This is a genomic window from Natronomonas gomsonensis (assembly GCF_013391635.1).
GTDB classification, from domain to species: Archaea; Halobacteriota; Halobacteria; order Halobacteriales; family Haloarculaceae; genus Natronomonas; species Natronomonas gomsonensis_A.
In genome coordinates this window covers 382,221-398,593 of record NZ_JACAWU010000001.1, presented here as the reverse complement: position 1 = coordinate 398,593, position 16,373 = coordinate 382,221, and the positions used below count along the sequence as shown (strand labels likewise).

20 protein-coding genes are annotated in these 16,373 nt (G+C 57.4%); 17 read left to right on the top strand and 3 right to left on the bottom strand.

Annotation, left to right across the window (positions count from 1 at the left end):
- The first annotated feature begins 585 nt into the window (after positions 1–585).
- From HWX69_RS02335 to HWX69_RS02300, 8 genes are all read left to right on the top strand, one after another.
- Positions 586–1,128, top strand: coding sequence for a hypothetical protein (locus HWX69_RS02335; protein WP_178915469.1), 543 nt, complete (start codon positions 586–588; stop codon positions 1,126–1,128).
- Entirely contained in the window at positions 1,125–2,093 is a 969-nt protein-coding gene (locus HWX69_RS02330; protein ID WP_178915468.1) for a hypothetical protein, read from the top strand. The genes HWX69_RS02335 and HWX69_RS02330 overlap by 4 nt, the downstream gene beginning before the upstream one ends.
- A complete protein-coding gene (locus HWX69_RS02325) occupies positions 2,090–3,025 on the top strand; it encodes a hypothetical protein (RefSeq protein WP_348642969.1) in 936 nt (311 codons plus the stop codon). The genes HWX69_RS02330 and HWX69_RS02325 overlap by 4 nt, the downstream gene beginning before the upstream one ends.
- Positions 3,022–3,960 carry a hypothetical protein gene (locus tag HWX69_RS02320; protein ID WP_178915467.1) on the top strand — a complete coding sequence of 313 codons (939 nt, stop codon included), beginning with the start codon at positions 3,022–3,024 and terminating at the stop codon, positions 3,958–3,960. The genes HWX69_RS02325 and HWX69_RS02320 overlap by 4 nt, the downstream gene beginning before the upstream one ends.
- Positions 3,960–4,628 carry a hypothetical protein gene (locus HWX69_RS02315; RefSeq protein WP_178915465.1) on the top strand — a complete coding sequence of 223 codons (669 nt, stop codon included), beginning with the start codon at positions 3,960–3,962 and terminating at the stop codon, positions 4,626–4,628. Before HWX69_RS02320 ends, HWX69_RS02315 begins: the two co-directional genes overlap by 1 nt.
- 190 nt (positions 4,629–4,818) lie before the next feature.
- Positions 4,819–5,898, top strand: a complete 1,080-nt coding sequence (locus HWX69_RS02310) for an HNH endonuclease (RefSeq protein WP_178915464.1) — start codon at positions 4,819–4,821, stop codon at positions 5,896–5,898.
- 462 nt (positions 5,899–6,360) lie between these two features.
- A complete protein-coding gene (locus tag HWX69_RS02305; RefSeq protein ID WP_178915463.1) occupies positions 6,361–7,470 on the top strand; it encodes a hypothetical protein in 1,110 nt (369 codons plus the stop codon).
- A 6-nt stretch (positions 7,471–7,476) separates the two neighbouring features.
- Positions 7,477–8,601 carry a hypothetical protein gene (locus HWX69_RS02300; protein ID WP_178915462.1) on the top strand — a complete coding sequence of 375 codons (1,125 nt, stop codon included), beginning with the start codon at positions 7,477–7,479 and terminating at the stop codon, positions 8,599–8,601.
- Between the two features lie 164 nt (positions 8,602–8,765).
- Here the strand turns inward: HWX69_RS02300 and HWX69_RS02295 are convergent, their stop codons facing one another.
- On the bottom strand, positions 8,766–9,626 hold the full coding sequence (locus tag HWX69_RS02295) for a CBS domain-containing protein (RefSeq protein ID WP_178915460.1): 861 nt from the start codon (positions 9,624–9,626) through the stop codon (positions 8,766–8,768).
- A gap of 172 nt (positions 9,627–9,798) precedes the next feature.
- Here HWX69_RS02295 and HWX69_RS18095 point away from each other — a divergent pair, with 172 nt between their 5' ends.
- A complete protein-coding gene (locus HWX69_RS18095) occupies positions 9,799–10,020 on the top strand; it encodes a hypothetical protein (RefSeq protein ID WP_246286400.1) in 222 nt (73 codons plus the stop codon).
- 99 nt (positions 10,021–10,119) lie between these two features.
- Here HWX69_RS18095 and HWX69_RS02290 read toward each other — a convergent pair whose 3' ends face one another.
- Positions 10,120–10,617 carry a hypothetical protein gene (locus HWX69_RS02290; protein WP_246286398.1) on the bottom strand — a complete coding sequence of 166 codons (498 nt, stop codon included), beginning with the start codon at positions 10,615–10,617 and terminating at the stop codon, positions 10,120–10,122.
- 149 nt (positions 10,618–10,766) lie between these two features.
- Positions 10,767–11,147, bottom strand: coding sequence for an SHOCT domain-containing protein (locus tag HWX69_RS02285; RefSeq protein ID WP_178915457.1), 381 nt, complete (start codon positions 11,145–11,147; stop codon positions 10,767–10,769).
- Positions 11,148–11,325: 178 nt separating this feature from the next.
- On the opposite strand from HWX69_RS02285, the gene HWX69_RS02280 reads away from it, so the two are divergent.
- The 8 genes from HWX69_RS02280 (at position 11,326) to HWX69_RS02245 (ending at position 16,323) form a co-directional block, all read left to right on the top strand.
- On the top strand, positions 11,326–12,720 hold the full coding sequence (locus HWX69_RS02280) for a permease (RefSeq protein ID WP_178915455.1): 1,395 nt from the start codon (positions 11,326–11,328) through the stop codon (positions 12,718–12,720).
- A 125-nt stretch (positions 12,721–12,845) separates the two neighbouring features.
- Complete coding sequence (locus tag HWX69_RS02275) at positions 12,846–13,445, top strand: MarR family transcriptional regulator (RefSeq protein ID WP_178915453.1); 600 nt, start codon at positions 12,846–12,848, stop codon at positions 13,443–13,445.
- A gap of 168 nt (positions 13,446–13,613) precedes the next feature.
- Entirely contained in the window at positions 13,614–13,916 is a 303-nt protein-coding gene (locus HWX69_RS02270) for a hypothetical protein (protein WP_178915451.1), read from the top strand.
- 112 nt (positions 13,917–14,028) lie between these two features.
- Entirely contained in the window at positions 14,029–14,337 is a 309-nt protein-coding gene (locus HWX69_RS02265; protein WP_246286394.1) for an SHOCT domain-containing protein, read from the top strand.
- A 94-nt stretch (positions 14,338–14,431) separates the two neighbouring features.
- Entirely contained in the window at positions 14,432–14,836 is a 405-nt protein-coding gene (locus tag HWX69_RS02260; protein ID WP_178915447.1) for a DUF302 domain-containing protein, read from the top strand.
- A gap of 1 nt (position 14,837) precedes the next feature.
- Positions 14,838–15,185, top strand: a complete 348-nt coding sequence (locus HWX69_RS02255; RefSeq protein ID WP_178915446.1) for an SHOCT domain-containing protein — start codon at positions 14,838–14,840, stop codon at positions 15,183–15,185.
- A gap of 122 nt (positions 15,186–15,307) precedes the next feature.
- Positions 15,308–15,793 (top strand): cupredoxin domain-containing protein, encoded by a 486-nt coding sequence (locus HWX69_RS02250; protein ID WP_178915445.1) that lies wholly within the window; start codon positions 15,308–15,310, stop codon positions 15,791–15,793.
- Positions 15,794–16,125: 332 nt separating this feature from the next.
- Complete coding sequence (locus tag HWX69_RS02245) at positions 16,126–16,323, top strand: heavy-metal-associated domain-containing protein (RefSeq protein WP_178915443.1); 198 nt, start codon at positions 16,126–16,128, stop codon at positions 16,321–16,323.
- The last annotated feature ends 50 nt before the right edge of the window (positions 16,324–16,373 follow it).

Here is a 16,373-nt window from a genome sequence, read left to right as displayed (position 1 = left end):
GATATCGAATATGGAGGGGGCGTTATCTTCGAGGTAAATGAGCATACAGCACTATGCTCGGTCACCTGTCTTAAAAGTTGATTTGAGACTCTCGCCTTACCGAGTTTGTGGCCGAGATGAGAGTCGAATAGGCCGCCTCTTAGAGAACTGGCGATTCAGTCGGTGACGCTCCAGAGTAGAGAGTTCCCGACTTTTCTACTGGTTACCTGACCTTCGGATTCGATTGCTTGAAGGCGAGTATACGCTGTCCGCCGGGTACAGCCGACAGTTTCAGCTATCTCCGAGGTACCTGCCATCCCACCAAGTGTCTGAATGGCATCGATGAAATCAGAATCTGGGTAGCTCGTCGTATATCTCCCAGATTCTTCCTCTCGATCTTTCCCCGGCACAGTACTCGATTCGTGGACATCGCCTATGTAGGTGATGGGTTACCGTCCATCTCCTTAGCCGGAGATGGCAAACACTTATACCATTACACAATATAGGAGATGGTGTGGAGGCTCAGTCCCCAAGGGGCGTGGATTCGCCGAAAACGCCCGAGTGCTAGGACACTCGGACTGGGTTTCACACTGCACGTGATAACCCATGGAAAAATCAAATCCGTCGAAGCAAGAGGTTGTCGGTGACCAGCTAATTGAAGATATATCACAATTAAAACAAATTTCGCTCGGGGAAGGGGCCGCGGCGTGTCAAGCGTGCGGTTCTCCTCTTTACGAGGGTGAGTCAGTCGTTGTGTACGTGTTCCGGCCGGCTGGTGAGGTGATGTTTCAGGTCGGTTACGTGGTGTGCGGTGATGGAGTTCACGAGCTGCCGGAGGAGTACACGTTGGGTGTGCGTGAATTGGTGGTTGAGGGCCGTGTAGGGTGGTGTTCTGATGGGGCGACGCAGTCGTCGTGGCCTGTGCTGTTGGATCCCGTGGTGGTGGCGGTGAGTGCGGCGGCGACGAAGTCGGTTCGGAAGATCCCAGATGGTGGTGGTGGTTTGTCTGCGAACGTTGCGTCTGGTGTCGAGAAACCAGAAACGCCCGAGGCGTCGGCGAAGGTGTCTTTGGGAGAGGCGCGGCGTCGTGCGAGCCGTCCGGACGATGATGTGGTCCGCGGGTTGTTCTGGGGTGATGTGGAGCGATGACGGCGGGTGAGTCGGCGCTCGTGGATTCGCATCTCGATGTCGAGGTGGAGCTGCCGCGGTCGGTGGAGGAGATGTTGCTGCCGGACGTGTACGTCGGGCTCGAAATCGACCTGCTGTCTCCTGGTGATGGGATCGTCACGGACCGGCATCATGCGTCGGCGGAGAGGTACGAGGCGGACGATGCGATGAATCAGATTGAGGGGCAGATCTCGCCGTTCACCTTGTCGGGGTGGTTGCGGCACGGTTGTGAGCAAGTCGTCCAGGTTGCCGGGGCGACGGCGTGCCATCCTGGTGAGCCGGATGGGGATTACATGCGCGCGAACGTGTACGAGCGCGACCTCGACTCGGGTTATCACGAGAAGGGCGCGTGCCTCGACGACCACGATGACGGGTGTGTCATCTACGACCTGTTCGGTGGGTTCGGCTCGCAACCTGGGAAGTTGCTGCGTCGCCCGGTGTCGTTTTCGCCGATTCGGAGACAGGTGGATGTCCTGGACAGTGAGGCGGAAGCGCACTACAGACAACTCTCGAATCAGGTGCGGTCGCGGAACGAGGAAGACGGTGGGCTGCCGCTCCGTCAGGCGGACCGGGACGTCCTCGGCAACGTCGAGGGGACGTGGCTGCTGACGCTTCGGGAGTTGAAGCCGGAGTTCGTCGGGTTGCTGTTGGAGGCCGTGTCGTTCCTCGACGCACATAGTGATCAGTTCGAGTTCCAGCTCGGTGGCGCACGGAATTTCGGTGCTGGAATCGCTGATGTGTGGGTGATTAATCCGCTGTACAGTAAGCGGGAGGTGCGGCGCGTGTTCAATCGCGCGCAGGACGCGACTGCTGCGATGGCGGAGAAGGATGAGGTGTGGGAGTCGGAGTGCCGGCCGGAGTTCGTCAGGGCGTTGCAGGCGCGGACGGCGTCGCGTGACGGTGATTTACCGATGTCTGACGGTGAGTCGGGAGGTGAGTCTGCGTGACGGGTGCTGGTGATCCCGGCGACGAGTTGGACGAGTTGCAGCCACCCTCGACGGGGATTCGACCGATCATTGAACAGGAGGCTGACGCTGGTGAGGCCTCGTCGCCGACCGCAGTTGGTGGATCAGCGTCGGTGAAGACTGATGCGGACGTGTCGATGCTGTCGGTGTACCGGCACGATGTACACAAGTCGCGTGGCCGGTCGCATGAGGAGGCGGCGGCGGAGTTCGCTGGCGTGCCGGTGAACGAGCCAGTGCCGATGGGCGCTGACGGTGATTCGGCGTTACTGAGTCGGCCGCGCGGTGAGCCGGTGCAGTCAGTGAAGAACCACATCTCGCCGTTCCGGTTGTCGCTCGTGACGGGTGAGGCGGCGACGTCGGCGGGCCGGGTCGAAGGCGGGATTCGGAGTGCGTTGGCGGAGCTGGTGCAGATTGAGGATCCGGTTGAGATGCACGCGGCGTGGCTGGAGTCGTCGGTGGCGTCGATCTTCAACGAATCCGTGTACTACCCGTACACCTCGTTGAAGTTCCACACGTTGCTGACAGCTGCCTTGGTGGATAACTACCGGGCGGGGTACGGGTTCGACGAGTTATACCTCCTGGTGGATGAGGCCGAAGATAGAGAGACCGATCCGCGTGTGGTGCCGCATCGAACGGTGTTGGTGATGCCGTCGTTCGCGCTGCGGATTACTGGAGAGCCGGGTGAGCAGTCGGCGGCGCGGCTCGGTGCTGCGCCGGCTATGTCGTGGGCTGATGTGTGGACCCGGTTGCCGGAGCATCCGTTCGATGTCGATGACGAGCGGATGTGGCGTGTGGTGGATGCGCAGTTGCGGCGGATCCGGTCGTGGTCGACGGCGTTGCAGTTCATCGAGGAGAGTTACGCGTGGTGGCGGACGATGCAGCGCCGCTCTCGGCTTGGAGGTGATGAACAGTGACGGTGATTCAGCAGGTGCTGCTGGAGCTGGACGAAGATTACCTAGGGCGTCCGTACTACGTGTCTGGGAACGCGTTGTACCGGGCGATTGCCCGGCGTGTGGATGCGTCGACGCGGCGGTCGGTAGCGGTGAGTCACGGCGTGTTCGTCCCGGGTGAGCACGGCGGGTACCTGGCTGAGCACTCGCAGTCTGGTGGTGCGCCGTACTTCGGGGCTGGGTTACGGCCGGTCGAGTCGTACGAGGACCTGTTCCTCTTCCGGGGGGCGGCGCAGCGGTGGTTGTCGGCGTCGCGGCCGCGAGACGCGCACAACACGTTCGATCTGCACGTGCACGGTGGGCGCGTGGCGTTCTCGCCGACCGTCCGGTTTGGGTTACCCAGGGAGTCGCGGAATTCGAAGCGAACGATGACGTGGTACGTGCACTTCTACGTGCACGACGACACTGGGGGTAGCGACGTCGTCCCGCTCGACGAGGACGTACTGGACGGGCTGCGGCTTGGCGGAGCGCGGAATTACGGGCTGGGGGAGACGAGTCTGAAGGAAACGCAGACGGTCGATCTGGATGCGCTCGATTACGCCACGCTGGAGGACGCTGCGGGGTCGTTCGAGTTGGAGTTGGTGTCGCCGTATGTGACGGCGAGTGAGTACCCTGGGGCAGATGACCAGTCGGTGCCGTGGTGGTGGACGCCGCGTCCGGGCGGGCTGCGTCGACGCGAGGAACGGCTCGTTGAGGCCGGTGACGTCTACGAGCTGGAGACGATTGACCACGGGCAGGTCGTCGGGTACGGCGGGCCGAGTCCAGTCGAGACGGCGAAGAGTGGCGTGTTGCGGGTCGGGACGCACGCCAGGTACGGGTTCGGTGAGTTCCGGCTGCGGCCGGTCAATGAGGACCGCGTGCCCGAGCGCGCGGCTGTTAAATCTGGAGGTGAGGCGTAGTGGTACTGGAACAGGTTGCGTTCGATATCGAGACGACCGGATTCGCTGCTGTCGACGAAGTCACGGTGATCGGGTTTTCGTTGCCGATGGGTGTGCAGGTGTTTCTGCAGACCGACGGGCGGTCAGCAGAGACCGTGACTGATGCAGTGGAGGCGGCGATGCCAGCGGACACGCTGGTAAACGTATCGTCGCACACGTCCGAGCAAGGACTGCTTGCTGGGGTGTCTGGATTCGTAGAGGAGCGGCTCAGTGACGCGGACGTACTGCTCGTCGCGTACAACGGGGAGCGGTGGAACGGTGGGTTTGACGTGCCGTTCCTCCGGACGCGATACGCACAGTTGGATGTCGCCTGGCCGTTCGTGGACGTGCCGTACGCGGACGTGATGCCGCTCGTGACAGACCGGTTCAACACGACGGTGGATGGCGACGAGCGCGGTGACCTCGCGGCTGCGTACGAAGTGCTTTGCGATGGGTCGTACAGTGATTTGGACCCGTTCGCGGAGAGTCAAGAAGCTGTTTCGGCGTTCCGAGACGGTCGGTTCGATGCGCTCGTGCTCCACAACGTAGCGGATGTATTGAGAACACGAGCGCTGGGCCGGGTTGCTGAGCGGTACTGTTCGAAGTCAGAGTTTCGCGTGAAATCGTTGACACCGACGAGGTCGATCTGAGATGCGGGTGGATCGAGTCTACGCACTACGTGTGCGGTGTGGGCCGGCGCATGACTGGGTGGTGCCGCCGGATTCGGTCGGGTGAGTGCCGCGGAAAGTTGAGCAGATGCTGCGGTTGCGGATTGAAGCGATAATCCATATGGATCTGTGAGATGTGCCGGCGAGAAAACGACCCACACGCTACACGAACATGGCAGAATCAGAGCCACGAAATCACGACGAAGCGAGCAGACCGAACGGATCGAGCGGCGCAAACACAGAGAGCGACGAGTCCGGGGTGACCAGTCCCCGAGAGTGTCACGAAACAGTGGATCCAGAGACGCGAGATGACGTACTAACGGAGTATCGGCACCGCTGCCAGGCCTGCGGACGGCGCGGCCCGCAGAAGGGCGGCTTGGCGACGCTGCACGTCCATCACATCGAGCGCGATCCGGACGGGATGGACGAGCACGACCTAGAGAATTTGACGCTCCTGTGCCGGTCGTGTCACAGCTGGTTCCACCAGCAGAGCACGCCGGACGACTCGCCAGTCGAGATCACTGAGGAAGATCAGAGCGTGCTGCTCCCGCAAGACATCGAGATCCTGCGGTACTTAGCAGAGAACGGTCCGGCTCGAACGGGGGACATTGCGGCCGGGTTGCCGAGCGATCATTCAGTGTCAGCGGTTCGTGAGCGGCTGTGGGTGCTCATGGGCCTCGACAACCTCGTCGAGACGAGAGACCGGCAGATCGTGGACAAAGACATCGAAACCGGCGAATGGGGGCTCACGGAGCAGATCGAGAACTCGGCCCGCGGCCACATTCCAGATGACCCGCAGCTACTACTCCAGCGGATGGAAGACGAGCAAGTCAGGCAGGCACTCGACCGCGGGTGTGATCGCAGCGACATCATCGACGTGCTCGGCATCTCGCGCCGAACCACGTTCAACAAGCGGAAGAGAGCCTGCGCGTACGACTTCCCGCTGTCCGCGTTCAACCGCGGTGGACGGCCGACCGACGCAGAACGGTCGGAGCGAAATACAGCTGGGACTGACACAGCAACCGAAGATGATGAACAGCAGCGACTTGACGCGGTTGCAGACCAGAGTGCGGAGTCGCTGGGTCGGACGGAAACGTGGGGGACGACTGAGACGACCCACGAAACGAGTTCCTCGAACGGGAGCGTGGAGAGTACTGATCAGGCGGTGAATGAGAACGGTGCCGATGACGATTTGCGCGTACATTTACAGCAAGCAATCGACGCGCTACAGGAGGTGAATGCGGCGTTGTAATTTGGCTGTCTGACTGATCGAAAATCCGACTGTACTGATTCGTATGGAGAATGCAGGGTAACGTGCTGTGTTCGAGTCAGGCGATATCCGTCGTGTCAGTCGATAGCCCTTGTCTCTCTTTCGTAGCCTGGCCCGAGATGAGCTGGAGTGTAGCGACTGTGCTCTCTGTTGCGGACAGAGGAACACTTTCACCATGGTTGGCTGGATTTTAAGGAAATTGCCTCCGTATTGACTATATAGAGGATAGAGCAGGCCACCACTACAATAACCGCTCAGCGCAGAGATACCGGTGCGAAATCGGTCAACGGAAGATAGATCGGACTCGAAAGTGAGGACGCCAAGTATGCCTTCAAATCGTGTATCGTCAATGCTCGGGTTCATATCTGGTGGTAAAGATTTATTTCACGAGCAAGAGTCGAACCCAGGTAGTAAGCAGAAGCGGATAGTTACTGAACGACTACAATGTATGGATTAGGGGAGAGCTCCGATTTAGGAGCGTATTCAGATTGCTCGCTATCGCAGATCCGACGCGGTATCGAGTCATATCTGAAAGAAAACCCTCGCTCGTCGGTCAGCTTCAAATCCATCGTCGCTCACGAAAATCCTATCCACCAATTCGAGTTCCTGAACACTCGATTCAACAAAAGCCACGTTGATATCGTTGATCACGGCGATCATTACGAAGTAAACGTAACCCGGGAAATCAAGAGATCGGGCCGGACTGTGGACGGTTCCTTCGCTATTTTCAACCACGAGGATACCCAGGTTTGGACGGCGTTGACCGCCCACGGAGCAGATTTCTTTGAACGTGGCTTGGGCTGGGTGATCAGTAAATGTGAACCGCACATCTCCGAGTTCTACGCCACGTCGAGAGATTTAGAGACAGTCCTTGACCTGTTCAGTGAGGCTGCTGACTTCAATTCGAAGATCATCGTTACTCAAGCGGTCGCCTACTCTCATCGAGAGGAGGGGGAGATCTCCTACAAGACACGGCCCTACCCTGAAGTCTTCCGTGCCGCTCGTGAAGGCGGTAACTACGTCGACTCGGTTCTGTTCAAGTCGATGTCGGAATCCGAGGTCGATTTAGAAGCTACCATCACTCGGGACGGAACGACAAAACTGTCCTCCGGCAACGTCGAGTTGTTCTTTAATTATCTACTTGAGGACTACGTCAGCTTCGGCCAGGAAAAAGCTGAGCTCTTCACTGACAAAGAGAGGTCACGTGACACCGGTGACATCCAGGAGATAGAGGTCAAGTTCGCTAACCCGGTTTTCCAATCTACTAAAGACAACAAGGACCTGATTGACGCACTCGCCGATCTGTCTCGGTCAAGCGTAACAGTGTATCACAAGAATCCGTACGCCCACATTTCAGTCCTTGATTTCAACGATGGTTCTAGCTGTGACGTCTTCGTAACCGACTCTAAGACGATTAAGATCGTCCCGAGTTACAGAGGTTCGACCAATTTCCTGATGCGAATCTCCGACAAGCTATACCGGGACTTGGATGAGAGTGCCGTTGAATTGACGGAACAGGCCAGTTATGGAGTGGAAGATTTCGTCGGAGGTTGAGCAGTCGTGTCTTCAGATAGTCGAGAAGAACTGCTGAAAGAGTTCAGTGTCTACGACAAGGCAGTTGACATCGTTTCTTGCTGGGAATCCTCACTGAATTACATCTATACAGAAGAATTTGACAGATTCTACTTCGACAGGTTTCCCTCCTTAAATTCAGGCGAGAAGACGTTAACACCGGATTTCACAGTGTTCTTCGACGAGTCATACGGTCTTATTGGGGAGATCAAACGGACGTTTCCGGATGACCGGCAGGCCATTCTTTCAGAACTACAACAAATAGCCAACTACGACGACGAACTTGCGATCAAACATGCGGAAGATGGCTACACTGTCCCTGATACCTGCGACATCGTCATCATAATTGAAGGATCGTCGGCCCCGCAGATCGGAACACGGCTTCAACGGATGATTGCAGAGGAGAACGAATACAATTTCATCAGCAACCCGGTCCTGATACGGTACCATTTCAACCAGGACGCGTTGATGTCGCGGTATGAGTTCCAGCGAGTAACCCAACTGGAGTTTGAGTTTCAAGATGATGATCTTGACGCAGCCGATTCACTGAGCTATGTTCTAGGAGCAGAAGGGGAATATCAAACGCTGAGTGTCTACCCGAAACATTTCAGCTCGTTCAAGGTACGGAAGCCGATTTGTAACGATGCCCCGCCAGGACAGTACCTTGCGACGTTTCTATGGCATAAGATCTTCCCGGAGTACCTGAATGAGGATCAGTACGAGATGTGGCAGGCAACGAACGGGCAGAAGGAAATCACGGTTGAAGTGTCAGTTGATGAGTTGACTGAACGGGTCAACGGCTACATGCATAATGGTACAGTGAAACAGGTATGGGTTCGTCGTGCTCTAGACTTCCTTTGCGGCGCTGACCTAGCTGATGCGGACGATGAAGGCGAGTATAGTATTCGGTTTATGGGTTTTGTCCAGGATGTTGGTGAAGATAATATCCAAGAGGGATCGCAGCAACTGGATCAGACTCGGGAGTTGGCGAATATCTTCATCCGACGATATTGCGAGAGCGTAACAGAGGAAGAAGAGGCCCGGATGGAAGAGTACGAGGAAGAGGAAGATGATGACTCGACTGAGCAAAGTGGTTTAGGAGATTTCGCGTGACGCGCGAATTGTGAATTCCAACGGTTCTACCGGGTTAGGAACCAGTTTGAGAGGGAAAATCTCGTCAAACAGGTAGACTGCGAACTGGTTAACACGGAAGGAAGGACACGCAGAGACACGGGTTGCCGAGTGAGCACCGGTTTTGAATGGCGTATGGTCAGCCATCACTCTGGAGACAAATCGGAAGTGGGGGTGTCTGAGGCATGTTGTGTTGTGGTTCCCGGATCGTACCCTGCGTCTTGAAGGTTCGAGAGGACGTCGTGAATGGTTTCGAGCGTGTTGTAGAGGTTTTCTGTGGTGCGGCCGCTGCTGAGGAACTCGTTGCTGTCCGTGTTCTCGACGAGGAGGTTGGCGTGGGCGACGTCGTTGCGGAGGTCAGTGACTTCGTGGAGCCGGGAGTCTGCACCGCCTTTCGTGGAGAATCCGCAGGTTTGCCAGCAGGCTTCGACGCTGGTGACGATGGTTTCGAGTGTGGAGAACTGTGCGTAGTGGAGTTCGTCTAACGCGACGTTGGCGGCTTGTGCGTCATCGTATCGTTTTTCGATGTCGTCGAGTTCGTCTGCGGTGACGGGCGTGGTTTTCCAGTCTGGTTTCGTGTCGATGATGAGTTCGCGGAGGTGTTCTTCGAGGTAGGTGATGCGGTCGAAGAGGTAGATGCGCGCTGGAGCGGTGTTGAGATCGGCGCGGGTGAGGATGCCGGTGACGTGGTTGTGGCCGCCGAGAAAGTAGACGGGTTGCTCAATAAGTGCGGATAGGACGTCTGTGAACGATGAGTCGCCGCTGATCAAGTAGTCGATGGTCAGCGGGGTGAGATGGTTGTCAAGGGTGTCGCCGTCGTCGTCGGTTGTGACGTCGTCTTTGTGGATGAATCCGATTGGGTCGTCGTTCGCGTAGACCGGGGCGGCGTCGTAGCCATTCTCGGCGAGCCACTCGGCAGCGGTGCTTGGTGGCGTGTCGTGTTGGAGGTGTTCGACGGAGTGGGTGGCGAGTTCGGCCGCGGTGCAGTCGTAGAGGTCGCGGGACATACTCCTTGGTGGGAGTGGGGGATAGTCAAACTGGGGACCCGGCTTGTATGATTCGTGAATCTAGGTCATTGGTGAAATCGATAATAATTGGTAGTACTTGCGTGCGCGATACAGAAGTGCTGCTCAACACCCGGACGATACGTTTTCCTTTCCAGCATCTGTAGGTACTGGTATGTCAACGACTGTTGTAACTCCCGACGCGGAGGAGACATGTGTGTACTGTGAGTCGCGTATCTTCGACCACGACCCGATTTGTGTCCGCGATTGTGACGACGACTGTGGGTCTCCGCTGTACTTCTGTAACTACGCTTGTCTCTCAGCGCACATCGACGAGAACGACCTTACGACAGGCAATTCGTGCGAGTGGACCCCAAACGTAACCGACTGTTGCTAATCGACAAATTCAGTAGATTGGTCTCCTGAGTGTCCTACAACGTGCGTTTGTTCGCGTTCTAAGCTCCTGAAGCACACTATATCTGAGTCGGTCACTCTCTCAGGTCGTCGTTCGGCGATACCCTTCGTACACTGCTGGTAATCCGAGGGGGAGTGCCAAGATTCCAAACCCGAGAAGAGCGACCCCGTCTGCGTTCTGGTTTCGTACGGCGAGCAGCGTTGCGACAATACCGAACAGCGCGATCAGATACGCGGTGTTACTCCAAACCACATTGTACGAGGAGCAGTACAACCAGCAGATCAGCGTATAGGAGGGAGCGTTCCAAGTCGGTGGATGGAGTTTCGGCCAGAAGAATCGACAGTAAGTCGTCCACCCGAGCATCGCCAGCGTCGGAAGGCCAGCAAGCCACAACGTCGAGCCGAACGGCGTCCGCGTTCCGAATCGTCGGTAGCCAGCAAGGAACAGCGCCGGGAACCCGAGGATCCACAGCCAGATGCCGATTGTGTACGTTACTGGCCAGTGCTCGATTCGTGGCTGCTCGAAGGGAAATCGAAGCGACTCCGGTAGCGTCGCCCACGGGAACGAGGGGTCAGGCACCGGATTCGTGACAAACGCAACCAGACAGAGTCCGATTCCAACGAGGAGTCCATACAGCCCCAACGTCGTGTACCGGTCGAGCCACGCTGGGAGCGACGGTTGCGTCGTGTGACGATGATCGGATGTCACCCTCATCACCCAGATTAGTCTTACCGTGATTCCGTGTCTTGTTCAAGTGCCTCTCGTCGCTGCTCGTATTCTTCGTCGGTTAACTCGCCGCGAGCGTACGCGAGCCGGAGTTCTTCGAGTGCTTGGTCTGAACCACTCTCACTGCCCGCGACCACCCTGTAGATGAGGTAACCACCGCCGATAATGGCAGCCAGGAATAGGAGTTGCATCACGATGCCGACGATGAACATCCAGCCCGAGATCGTTCCGTCGCCCCACATTCCACCGCCCCACATACCGCCCATCATCGATCCGAATCCCATCATCCCGAACCCCATGAATAACATCGGGAAGATGATGACCGCACCGATGATAATGAGGATGATCGTGACCAGCCGTGTGTCATCCGTATTTTTTGGCATTTGAGTTCACTCCGTAAGACCGTCTCTAGTGTCACGTACGTGGTTACAGTTCAATGCGATTTCGACTTAGAACCATCTGGAATCGAACTTAGTAACTTTTGAATCCATAGTTGAGAGTTCTTAGAAGGGCAGTATCTTAAGGAAAACTGCAATAGATGATCCTTACGTTGGTACAACCATGCAGGTGACGATGATTGAGGGGATCTTCGAAGCCCTCCGAATCGGTGTTGGATTTCTCTGGACGGCGGCGTGGGCGATCATCATGGGTCTCACGATCACGAGTCTCGTTCAAGTCTACGTCTCCAAAGAGCGGATGGCTCAAGTCCTGGGTGATGGTGATCTGAGCGGCCTCACCAAGGCGACCGCGTTCGGCGCGGCGAGCAGTGGGTGTAGTTTCGGGGCCGTCGCTATCGGGAAGGGGTTGTTCAAGAAGGGGGCGCACGCGGTGAACTTCCTGGCGTTCATGTTTGCGTCGACGAATCTCATCGTCGAACTCGGGTTGATGATCCTGATTCTGCTGGGCTGGGAGTTCCTGCTCGCAGAATTGCTGGGCGGGCTCATCCTCATCGCAGTCATGGCTGTCATCGTCCACCTCACACTCCCCGAGACCCTCTTCGATGAGGTCCGGGAGACGCTCAACGAACGTGATCGGGAATCGGGCATCACGGAGGACCCCACGTGCGGAATGGAGGGCAAAGACGAGTATGCCCTCACGACAGATGGCGGAGAGACGCTGAAATTCTGCTCGGAAGGCTGTATGGAGACCTACCGCCAGGAGACGTCGAGTCGCGGCGGGTGGCGCGACGAACTGCTGTCGTGGGGCGGCTGGTACAAGATCGCCAATCAGTACCGCAAGGAGTGGTCGATGATTTGGAAGGACATCATCGCGGGGTTTCTCATCTCCGGGTTCGTCATCGTCTTCGTCCCACAATGGGTGTGGAACACCCTGTTTATCCAGGGCGATGGCCTGCTTGTAACGGCCGAGAACGCGATCATGGGTGTCATCATCGCTGTCCTCAGTTTCGTTGGTAGTATGGGTAATGTTCCGTTTGCCGTCGCGCTGTGGGGCGGTGGGGTCAGCTTCGCCGGTATCATTGCGTTCGTCTACGCCGACCTCATCACGATCCCCGTGTTGAACGTCTACCGGAAGTACTACGGCTGGAAGATTATGCTGTACATCCTTGGCGTCTTCTTTGTGACGATGGCGTTCACCGGCTTCCTCATGGAGCTGCTGTTCGACGCCCTCGGCATCGTCCCGGATCTGGCTGGTGGAGAGACGGCGACCGAGCAGACGTACTTCGAACTCAACTACACCTTCTATCTCAACCTCATCGCCTTCGCGCTCTCCGGATTCCTCCTGTACGTCTATCGGCGGGGACTCGGCGCACCAGGTCAGTATCGTGATCCGGTGTGCGGTATGCGGACTGACGACGACGGTCCGAGCGCGTCTCACGACGGGACGACGTACTACTTCTGCTCGAAGGCCTGCAAGCGCACGTTCGAAGAAGATCCGATGAAGTTTGCTGATCACAGCCCACAGATCTCAAGTCACGATCACGACCATGACCACTGATGCCTGTAACGTGACCCATCTGTTATGAAGGACTGCAGCATCGCAGTTACAATCCGCAATTGTCACACCTGTCGCGCCCACATTGACGGTATGAATAGTCAGACCTCGCTATCCGGGGCCGGCATATGAACCGGCGTCGAGCGGATACTGTGGTTGGTATGCTCCTCGGGTTTGTCCTTTTAGCCGGCGGGGTACTCAGCTGGCAGGCGTATCAACAGCGTCGTGCCTTCGAGCAGTCGATGGGGTCGATGATGGATTCATCCATGGGGACGATGCACGGACCGGATCCACTCTGGTACATGGTCGGAACCCTTCTGGTGGCAGGCCTTATCGGTGGCGTCTATTTCGTCGCTCGGGAGGAACTTACCGATTCGAAAGGGGCCGGCTCGGCGGAGTCTGTTGATTCCGATCAGACATCGGCAGCAATGACTACGCCGACATCTGGTGAAGACTCGCAAGCGAGATCTATCAATCCTGAATCGGATCCGCAGGCACGTGTTCTTGATCTCTTACCGGACGGTGAACGCCGCGTCCTCGAACCGGTCCTGAATTCTCCCGGGATTACGCAGATCGAACTCCGGGATCGGTCTGATTTCTCGAAGAGCAAGGTGAGTCAGACCGTGAGCTCACTCGAAGAGCGCGGTCTGCTGTACCGGGAACGACAAGGTCGGACCTATCGCGTGTATCCGAGTGATGAGCTTCGACAGCAACAGCCAGGAGACTAGCGGCTAATCGGTGCAGTCTCTTCCGCTCGAATTCGACGGGTATGAACGGTCTTCGTGGAACGAAACGGTTAGATGGCGTTATAGACGTTCTCGAACGGTCTCCTGTTTGGGTTCACACCCGCGGAGATAACTCCGTATCCCCTGTAGGACTACTTGAGGCGAAGGACAATGACCAACAGAAACCTTGGACGGTGGCTGCTCGTGGCGCTCGCGCTCGTCGGACTCGCGTTCGCCGCCCCGGTAGTCAGCGCACACGGTGACGAACCAACGCAGGGGAACGAGACGGCGGCTGATGGTGATGCAGCGGACTGGGCGGTCTGGATGGAAGGTCACATGACTGACCACATGGGACCGGACGCCGTTGACGAGATGGAAGCGCACATGGGTGTGACTGTCGATGAGATGGCCCAGGATATGGCGGGCGACGATCACACCACTGCCGGGATGAACGGACAGGGGCACGGCTGCTAACGATCCCTGTCCGGAACACTCGTTCAGCACGATAGACACTCGAATCACCCAAGAGACGATCACAATGACATACTACATAAGCACCCTCGGACGGACAGCTCGTCGAATCGCTATGCTCGGCATTCCGCTGTTGGTTGCAGCAACGGGCACCGCTGTCGCTCACGGTGGCGGAGGATACGACGGTGGGATGATGGGTGGTGGCGGTTGGGGGCTCTTCGGCGGTGGAATGGGCCTCTGGGGCCTCCTTTGGATGGGGCTTCTGATAGCTGTCCCGCTCTATCTCGGCTATGCGCTCCTCAACCGAGGATCCGGTGGGAACGAAGAGCAGTCGCTGTCGGTTCTCCGTGAGCGCTACGCCCGCGGGGAGCTCTCGGATGACGAATTCGATCGACGGCGAAAACAGCTGGAACGTACCGGATGACCGGATTCGGTGTTGTTCCAGCCGATACATCACACTCCCAACGCCCACCGTTGGGGCACCCAACCGTTAACCCCGTGGACGGGGTATGTAATTCATGAACTATACAATACAAACAGCAGTAACCGGAGAATTCGACGACGTTGTCGACACGACGATCGCAGCGCTCGAAGACGAAGGATTCGGCGTCCTCTGTGACATCGACATCCAGGCGACGCTCAAGGAGAAACTCGGCGAAGAATTCCGCCAGTATCGCATTCTCGGTGCGTGTAACCCTCCGCTGGCGTACGACGGCTTGATCGAGGAAATCGAACTCGGCGCGCTCTTACCCTGTAACGTCATCGTCTACGAGAACGATGATGGCGACATCGTCGTGAGTGCGGTTGACCCGGAACAGTTAGTCGGGATCGCGGATAACGACGCGCTTGACTCCATCGCAACCGAGGTCACCGAGCGATTCGAACGTGTCCTGGCTGCCGTCGACGGAACCGAGGTGGTCTGAAATGTCAGAGAAACGGAGTGACCTCACGACAGTCCTACTCGTCGTTCTCGGGATCCTCGTCCTCTGGCCGCTTCTGATGATGGGGTTTGGCGGAATGGGGATGATGGGATACGGCGGGATGATGAGTGGGCCCTACAGCGACGGTGGATACAGCATCGTCGGCGTCGTCCTCCAGCTCGTGTTCGTGATCGTTCTTCTCGGAGGCGGCTATCTACTCGCCCGCCGACTCATCGGTCACCAGGAGTCCCGAGACGAAGCACTTGAGGAGCTTCGAGTGGCCTACGCTCGTGGCGATCTCTCGGACGAGGCGTTTGAAACCCGACGGGAAAGGCTCAAAAGGGACGAGTGATCACTGCGATGGCATCCATACGCCGTCGTGGATTTTTGTCAGCTACTGGGGGTGCGGTCGCTGCGCTTTCCGGATGTGTGTCTAACGGGCTCTCCGGTGGTCGGAGAGCATTCGATACCACAGTGTATGTCGGGTCGTATCACTGGGGGTTCATTCTGCTGGACGACACCGGAACTGAACACGATCGCATCGTCTTCGATCGCGGAGACTCCGTCGAAATCGTCGCGTTCAATACGAGCGCGGAGACTGCCCTGGAGAAACTGCCGTCTACCGTCAGGGAGGCAATTCCGGATCACGAAACGCTCGAAGAGCGTAACGAAGAGCGCATTCCATCGCCGCGGAACCGCGACTTCCACGACGTGCTCAACGAGGCAAACGAGAACTACCCGGACCACAGCCTCGCCGTCATACCGTCGGGGCAGAATATGGGCCACATGGGCGAGGGAGACATGATGCTCCACCCCATCCCGCTCCCGGCCGACGCGACGTCGACGACGACGGCACGACTCTCCGCGTCCGAGCGCGGTGACTACACGCCGATCTGTCACAGAGAGTGTGGGTACGGCCACGAGTACATGTATCTCGACGGAGCGTTCGTCGTCGAGTGACCTACCATCGAGAGTCCTAATGTGAGAGAGACACCTCTCATCGGGTTGGCGTCCTATTGCTCCTTTCGCTCCAGTTTTTGGCCAGCCCGCTCGCTCGTCGTATCATGGGTCAGGAACCGATAGGTTTCATCGATTTTACCGTTATCCCCGTGTTCTTCGTCGTTGTCGGCCTCGGCGTCGCGCTCTTCCTTTGGGAACCCGATCGGGAGTGAATCGTACGGTACAGTTTTGATCCAAAGTGACACTTTCGAAACCGGCGGTTTAGAGTCGGGATAACATTGGATTCCAAGCAGAAAACCACATAGAAGTTCCCCTCCTATCTACGAGTGAATATGAGCCAGACCATCACTGTCAAAGGGATGAGTTGTGAACACTGCGAGGAGACCGTCGAAGAGGCCCTACAAGAAGTAGACGGCGTCACTTCTGCAAGTGCGGATCGGGACTCGGAATCCGCAACGGTTGAGGGATCCGCTGAACGGGATGAGCTCGTGACTGTAGTCGAAGACGCTGGATACGATGTCTCCGCGTAACAAATCTCGATTCTTGTCGAATCGGATTCAGGGAGAGTTTGATATGATTG